Origin of the sequence: Thermophagus sp. OGC60D27 (assembly GCF_052400625.1) — a bacterium.
GTDB lineage: Bacteria > Bacteroidota > Bacteroidia > Bacteroidales > Marinilabiliaceae > Thermophagus.
Map to the genome: position 1 here is coordinate 78,838 of NZ_JBQTGH010000014.1, position 7,101 is coordinate 85,938.

The 7,101-nt window shown below is 47.1% G+C and carries 5 protein-coding genes; 1 reads left to right on the forward strand and 4 read right to left on the reverse strand.

Going from position 1 to position 7,101, the window contains the following annotated elements:
• Positions 1-13: 13 nt before the first annotated feature.
• The 3 genes from ACT29H_RS14980 to ACT29H_RS14990 all read right to left on the reverse strand — a co-directional run bounded on the left by ACT29H_RS14980 (position 14) and on the right by ACT29H_RS14990 (position 4,361).
• A complete protein-coding gene (locus tag ACT29H_RS14980; protein WP_444822461.1) occupies positions 14-1,474 on the reverse strand; it encodes an aminoacyl-histidine dipeptidase in 1,461 nt (486 codons plus the stop codon).
• Positions 1,475-1,495: 21 nt separating this feature from the next.
• Positions 1,496-2,587, reverse strand: a complete 1,092-nt coding sequence (locus tag ACT29H_RS14985; protein ID WP_444822462.1) for a DUF4831 family protein — start codon at positions 2,585-2,587, stop codon at positions 1,496-1,498.
• A 265-nt stretch (positions 2,588-2,852) separates the two neighbouring features.
• The gene (locus ACT29H_RS14990) at positions 2,853-4,361 is read right to left on the reverse strand and encodes an NAD(P)H-hydrate dehydratase (RefSeq protein WP_444822463.1); all 1,509 of its coding nucleotides are present in this window, start codon (positions 4,359-4,361) and stop codon (positions 2,853-2,855) included.
• 234 nt (positions 4,362-4,595) lie between these two features.
• Here ACT29H_RS14990 and ACT29H_RS14995 point away from each other — a divergent pair, with 234 nt between their 5' ends.
• Positions 4,596-6,101 carry a peptide MFS transporter gene (locus tag ACT29H_RS14995; RefSeq protein WP_444822464.1) on the forward strand — a complete coding sequence of 502 codons (1,506 nt, stop codon included), beginning with the start codon at positions 4,596-4,598 and terminating at the stop codon, positions 6,099-6,101.
• Positions 6,102-6,192: 91 nt separating this feature from the next.
• Here ACT29H_RS14995 and ACT29H_RS15000 read toward each other — a convergent pair whose 3' ends face one another.
• The gene (locus ACT29H_RS15000) at positions 6,193-7,080 is read right to left on the reverse strand and encodes an endonuclease/exonuclease/phosphatase family protein (protein WP_444822465.1); all 888 of its coding nucleotides are present in this window, start codon (positions 7,078-7,080) and stop codon (positions 6,193-6,195) included.
• Positions 7,081-7,101 lie beyond the last annotated feature (21 nt).

Genomic DNA, 7,101 nt, shown 5'->3' on the forward strand with positions numbered 1-7,101 from the left:
AAGCATAAAATGGTTATTTGTTGGGGATGTTTTCCAGTGTTGCGATCAAGAACTCCCAGAATTTTTGTACCGTCTCCACATTAACTTTTTCATCTGGGGAATGGGGAAACCTAATGGTCGGTCCAAACGAAATCATGTCCCAGTTGGGATAGGCACTGCCCAGAATCCCACATTCCAGTCCGGCATGGATCGCTTTTATTTCCGGTGTTTTTCCCCATTTGTTTTGGTAAACCGATTGCATGGTTTTCAATATTTCCGAATCGGGATTGGGTTTCCAGCCCGGATACTGACCATCGAACCAAACATTGGCACCGGCCAGCAGAAAAATGCTCTCCAGGGTCGATTCCACATCTTCTTTTGCGGTATCCACGGAGGAACGGATCAAGGCTTTTACATGCACTTCTTTATGGATGGTTTGAACAATCGCCAGGTTTAATGAGGTCTCAACCAGGCCGGGGATGTCGGTGCTCATCCTTATCACGCCGTTTGGACATGCCTGGATGGCGTTGATCAGATCATCCTGGGTCATCTCATCCATCAAAAAGGCAGGGGCTTGGGTCGGCTCAATCGTTAATTCCAGATGAGGCTCCACGCTTTTTAACTCGTCGAGATAAATCGCTTTGAATCTGGCAACGGTTTTTTGGGCACTCTCCACTTTCTCTTTGGGTACGCCAACAATGGCAAAAGCTTCACGAGGTATGGCATTGCGAAGGGAGCCTCCCTCAATGGATGAGAGCCTGACTTCTTCGTTTGCAACCAGATATTTCAGTAGCCGGAACATCAGTTTGTTGGCGTTGCCCCGTTCCAGGTTGATATCCATGCCCGAATGGCCGCCTTTTAAACCGGTCAGCCTGATTTTCATCCCCTTATAATCTTCTGGGAATTCTTCTTCCATAAAGGTAAATACCGCATTCGCATCGGTACCACCGGCACATCCCACATAGAGTTCGCCTTCATCTTCCGAATCCATGTTGATGAGAATATCGCCTTTCAGGATTCCCGGTTTAAGATGGTTGGCGCCGGTCATGCCGGTCTCTTCGTCAATGGTAAAGAGGGCTTCGATGGGGCCGTGCTTCAGCTCTTTGGAGGCTAATACGGCCAGTGCTGCCGCCACCCCGATACCATTGTCGGCTCCCAGCGTGGTGCCGTTGGCTTTGACCCATCCCTCTTCTTCATAGGCTTCGATGGGATCTTTGGTGAAGTCGTGTTGTTTGTCGCTGTTCTTCTGTGGTACCATATCCAGGTGCGCCTGAAGAACCACTCCCTTCGCCTTTTCCATCCCGGGGGTGGCGGGTTTTCGGATTATGACATTTCCAATTTCATCTTTGAATGTTTCCAGTCCCAGAGCTTTTCCTTCCTTTTCGACAAAGCGAACTGCTTCCCCTTCGTTTTTGGAAGGCCGGGGAATTTGTGTCAGAGCATGAAAATAGTGCCATAGATTTTGGGGCGTCAGATTTGAAATATTGGTGTTCATTTTTTGGTTGTTTATTTTGATTTAGTCAAATGATAAAGTCTCTACTTTTAGCAAAGCCCCGGTGCGGGAATCCAGTTTTACAGAAACCGAAGGGTCGTCGAGCAGCGTGGCAGGAAGCTGGTGAAGGGTGCCGAACTGACCGATTAGCACCTCTGCTTCGGTAAGCAAAACCGTACGATCGATAACCTTGATTCGGGCCCGGGCAGGTTTACAATATACCAGTCCCATCCGTTCCGTCTCTTTTTCCGGCAGACGGATGGTGCCTTTTTTAACTTCCGGGTCATTTTCAATTTCTATGTAAACGGGTGTTCCGGTCATGTCCAGATTATCGGTAAAGCCTTTTCGTTCCGAGAATCTGAAAAGGACCTGACTCGCCGGCATTGAGGTCGCAGGTGTTATTGTGAAGGTGCGGGTGACGGTAAATATCTCTTTTTTCCCTTTAAAGAGTGAGAGGTATTGATTTTCAAGTTTATTTATCCCGTTGAGGATTCTTTCGTAAGCTCCGTTGTCGGGAGGAAGCGTTTCCAGGTCGCTTTCCAGAAGTCTTCTGCGGGCGTCGCGCAAACGATAAATCTCTGCCGCAACTTCTTCGGCGGTGGCAGCACTGGATGTTTTGATGAGCTGCTCCTCCGTAAAGGGAACATCATCAAAGGAGAGGCCATCCGATGTCAGAGGGTTCAATGAAGCCATTGGGTTGTCCGGCTCATTATTGGCCGTGTTCCAAAGGTTAAGCCCCCTTAAAATGCCATCGGGAGTTAGAGCAACAGCTGCGGCCGAAGGAGTGCCTTCGGAGGTGATCCTGAAGATTCGTTCTGGATCCGGAGTTCCGGAAGTATAAATACGGGCCTCCACAATTTCCCATTCGGTACGGTCTTCTGTGATGATATCATTCAGATTTAGAAATCGTTGGGAGTAGCGGTAATATGGCCCTCTTTTTTCCACTGTTTTGCGTGCTGTCACCTCCACGTTGATAACCGTTGCCGGTAAATGGTAATAAATGCCTTCTTGTTGAAGCGGTTGATTTGCAGGAACTACTACCGCCTGCGAAACCTTCTGTTGGGGATGGCAAGAGATTAAACCCAGTAAAAAAATTCCATAAAGTATATTCTTCATCAGTCTCAAATTTTCCGGTTTTAGTCTATTCTGTTTGATGAATTATAAAATTATCGTTTGTCTGATTTTTATAACGAACCAACGGATGTGATCCAAATATTATATGTCATATTCTTCTTCGTGCACCACCATATAGGCCCTCGGGAAATAAAATTGATTGAATATTATACCCCTAAGGATCCATTATTCCCTTTGTTGTTTGGAACTTAAAAACGACCTTTTGGGATTCTTGGTTCTCAAAGTTAGTAAAATAAGGAATAGAAAGCTACATTTCTGTTGTTAGGGCAAATGCAGGTCCCAGTTTTTCAATGATATCGGAAACAATGGTTCCTCGCTGGCCGTTTTGCGCCGCCAAGTCACCGGCAAGGCCATGGACATAAACGCCTGCCCGGGCGGCATTAACCGGTTCGATACCGTTGGCCAACAGGGCCAGAATAACACCTGTCAGAGCATCTCCACTGCCGGCGGTGGCCATCCCCGGATTGCCGGTAGGATTGAAGGCTACTTCGCCCTGCGGCGCTATAACGGCGGTATAGGCACCCTTCAACACCAAAACGACGTTATAGGTTTGGGCAAACTTCATTCCCTGTTGCAGACGGTGGAAGTCATTTGGGGAGGGGCCCGCCAGTCGCTCAAACTCTTTGGGATGCGGCGTTAGCACCGATTGGGGCGGAAGATCATTCAACCACTCTTTGTTGGCGGCCAGGATGTTGAGGGCATCGGCATCCAGGATCATTTTTTTGTCGTGGGCCTCCATGATGAGCTGACGCAGGGCTTTTTGAGTGTTGACTTTTGTTCCCAGTCCGGGGCCCACACCGATAGCACTAAAGGCCGAGAGATCGGGGTATTCGGAGATGATGATATCCGATCGGTCCGGGTTTATCATGGTTTCGGGCAGCGCCGTTTGCATGGCCGCCACGGCACAGTTGGGAACATGGGCGGTGAGTAATCCCACGCCCGATTTCAAACAGGCTTTGGAGGCCATTTGTGCGGCACCTGTTTTGCCGTAACTGCCGGCAATAAGTAATGCATGGCCCATCGTCCCTTTATGAGCAAAGCGGTGGGGGCGGACAATCCATTGCCGGATCTCATCCTCACGCGTGAGCCGCCACGGGGTGGAAGTAGCTCTTATTTTTCGGGGATTTAAGCCGATGGGAAGCACAATCCATTGGCCCACTTGTTCCCGGTTTTCGGGAAATAGAAAAGCCAATTTGGGCATCTGGAAGGTGAGGGTATAGGTGGCTCTTACGATTCGGTCGCGGTTATTCTGGCTGTTGTCTTCACAAAAGAGACCCGACGGAACATCAATGGCTATTCTTTGAGAATAGTTTTGATTGATGTGGGATACGATTTCAGCAGCTCGCTCGTTAAGAATTCTGTTCAGTCCCGACCCAAAGAGCCCGTCAATGGCGACCATGGTGGAGGAAATGGTTCCCGGAAAAGGTTGTTTCGATAAATCTGTTATTTTTGCAGACGGAAGCTTTCGAAGTCTTTCCAGATTAATGGTCGCATCCGGTGATAGATTTTCCGAGCGGTATAAGAAGACTTCCGTCTTTCGGCCTTCCTGCAAAAGCATGCGGGCAATGGCCAAGGCATCCCCACCATTGTTGCCAGGTCCGGCAAAAATACTGAACGATGCGGAAGGATAATGATCCGAGATCCATCGATACGCCTGTGTGGCAGCCCTTTCCATTAAGTCGACGGAAGCGATGGGTTCGTTTTCTATGGTGAAACGATCGACCTCTCCTGTTTGTGACGAAGTGAGAATTTTCATACAATATGAGAAAAGATGCTTTTAACTTTAATTACAAAATGTATTTTTGTATCAGACTTTTTGATTTTTTCGTCTCTTTTTGAATATAGATTTGTTACATGGGGTCGCATGATATGCTTCTCGAAAAGGTGTTGAGAAGGGTTTGTTTTCTGATTGAGGTTGAACCTCCGGCTTTTTCAATGTAACAAAAAAAATAATTGCAATGCAAATAAACCAATTTTAAAAAACAAAAGAATGGACACATCTTCAAAAAGACATCCCAAGGGGTTATGGGTACTGTTTTTCACCGAAATGTGGGAACGGTTCAGTTATTACGGTATGCGTGCCTTATTGGTATTGTATTTGACCACGAGTATTATGAATGGCGGCTTTGCTTACGCAGAGAATCATGCCCTCGAGATTTACGGAATTTTTACCGGACTGGTTTATCTGACGCCCATATTGGGGGGTATTATTGCCGACCGTTTCATTGGACAACGTAAATCCGTTTTCATTGGAGGTATCGTGATGGCTATGGGACAGGCAGCGATGGCCTATTCAGAGTATATTGCCGTGCCGGGCGGCGGAGAGGCCATTCAGACGCTTCGTGAGTTCTGGCTCTTTATTGGTCTGGGACTTCTGATTCTTGGTAACGGATTCTTTAAACCCAATATTTCCACCATGGTAGGCCGGCTCTATGCCGAGGGAGATCCGCGAAAAGATTCTGCCTTCACCATATTCTATATGGGAATTAACCTGGGTGCTTTTCTGGCTCCTTTTATCGCCGGTTATCTGGGCGAATCGGTTGGTTGGGCCTGGGGCTTTGGTTCCGTATCGGTAGGTATGGTGCTGGGTGTTATCTGGTTCTGGCTGGAACAAGGAAAACTGGGTACCATTGGCTTTGGTCCCAAACGGCAGTTCAAAGGTGAAGTGGAAAAGTTGAATTTGCGCGACTGGGGTGAAGTCTGGATCTGGGTATTGGCCATTGCCGGATTCATCTTTCTTTTCGTCAAAACATGGTGGATCATGCCCGAAGCGGTTACTTCATGGATCGTCAGAATTGTTGCCCTCGGTGCCATCTCGGTGATTGCCTATATGGTGATTAAAAACACTACCGGAAAGACCGAATGGAGCCGCATTGGTGCCATCCTGGTATTCTGTTTCTTCAACATTTTCTTCTGGTCGGGTTTTGAGCAGGCAGGTGGTACTTTTAACCTCTTCGCACGCGACCTGACCGACAGAATGATCGGTAGCTTTGAAATTAATGCATCCTGGTTTCAGTCTGTAAATGCGGCTCTTATTGTAGGGCTGGCACCTGTCTTTTCCATGTTGTGGATCTGGCTGGGACGGTTAAATCCCAATACTCCCGTGAAATTTGGGTTGGGACTTTCACTTCTGGCTATAGGGTTTGTGGTGATGTTTATGGCCGATACGAAAGCTTCTCCCGACAACTTGGTAAGTCCCTTGTGGCTCGTGGCTGTTTATCTGCTGCATACCATGGGTGAGCTTTGCTTAAGTCCTATTGGATTGAGTATGATTAGTAAGTTGTCGCCTCCAAAGATCACCTCCCTGATGATGGGGCTCTGGTTTGGATCTACCGCCTTGGCCAACTACCTGGCAGGAGCACTCAAAAGTATTCTGGAAACCTATCTCCCCGGAATGAACCTTTTCCTCTTCCTGGTGATTACTTCCGGATCGGCTGCATTGCTGATGTTCCTGATTTCTCCTTGGCTCAAAAAGCTGATGAGAGGTATTGATTAGCACATCGTCCTTGGTTTTTAGTTATAAAAAAAGCCTGTAAATCCCTTTTGTATAGGATTTGCAGGCTTTTTTATGATTTGAACGACAAATTTTATTGGATGGTTTTGGTTACAATCATATAAACCGGTAAATGATCGCTGTAGCCACCCTGAAAGTCATTTCCCACAAAGGTTCTGTGCGGATATTTTTTATACTTCCCGGTCTCCCGCAATAAAAAAGAATCGTTGAAAACCCGTATTGAGTGGAAGCGGTACCCTTCCTGTTGTTTTTCGAGGAAGTTGGGGGTTATAATGATTTGATCAAACAGGTTCCATTTGCCGTTATAAGCTAAAGAGCCGATACCTTTTTTATAGAGTTTCTCCATGGGGTTGTAGAGTTGTCCCTCTTTGATTCTTTTGGGTTTCCCCGAGGTTTGAAGATGTTTTTTTACGCTTTTATCCATTGGGTCGTCATTGAGGTCACCCATAATCACAATTTTATCTTCAGGATGGAGGGCCAGGATGGAGTCGGCCAGAGAACGGGAAAGCTCTGCGGCGGCAATGCGTAGGGGTTCCGAAATTTTTTCCCCGCCATATCTGGATGGCCAGTGGTTGACGATAATATGCATGGGATCTCCGTCAAATTTTCCCGATACCACCAGCTGGTCACGGGTGTAAACGCGTTCTCCATCTTCTCCGGTAACGATTAAAGGAACATGCCGGGCACCGGTAATTCTAAAATATCGGGGTTGATAAAGCAGTGCCACATCCACTCCTCTTCTGTCGGGCGAATCGTAATGGACGATTTGGTATTTTAGTTTTCTGAGATGTTCGGATTGAACAAGGTCTTCCAATACCGACCGGTTTTCTATTTCACTCACTCCCAAAATGGCAGGACCTTCAATTTTTTCATGTGATCCTATCTTTGCTATTACCCGGGCCAGGCAATGTCGTTTAGTTAAGGTTTGTAAGCTGAAAATGCCACAGGTTTTCCAGAGTATCTTTTAAATCGTGTGTTATAT

Coding starts and splice junctions, on each gene's coding strand:
- ACT29H_RS14980 (WP_444822461.1), bottom strand. CDS start 1,474: ATGAACACCAATATTTCAAATCTGACGCCCCAAAATCTATGGCACTAT.
- ACT29H_RS14985 (WP_444822462.1), bottom strand. CDS start 2,587: ATGAAGAATATACTTTATGGAATTTTTTTACTGGGTTTAATCTCTTGC.
- ACT29H_RS14990 (WP_444822463.1), bottom strand. CDS start 4,361: ATGAAAATTCTCACTTCGTCACAAACAGGAGAGGTCGATCGTTTCACC.
- ACT29H_RS14995 (WP_444822464.1), top strand. CDS start 4,596: ATGGACACATCTTCAAAAAGACATCCCAAGGGGTTATGGGTACTGTTT.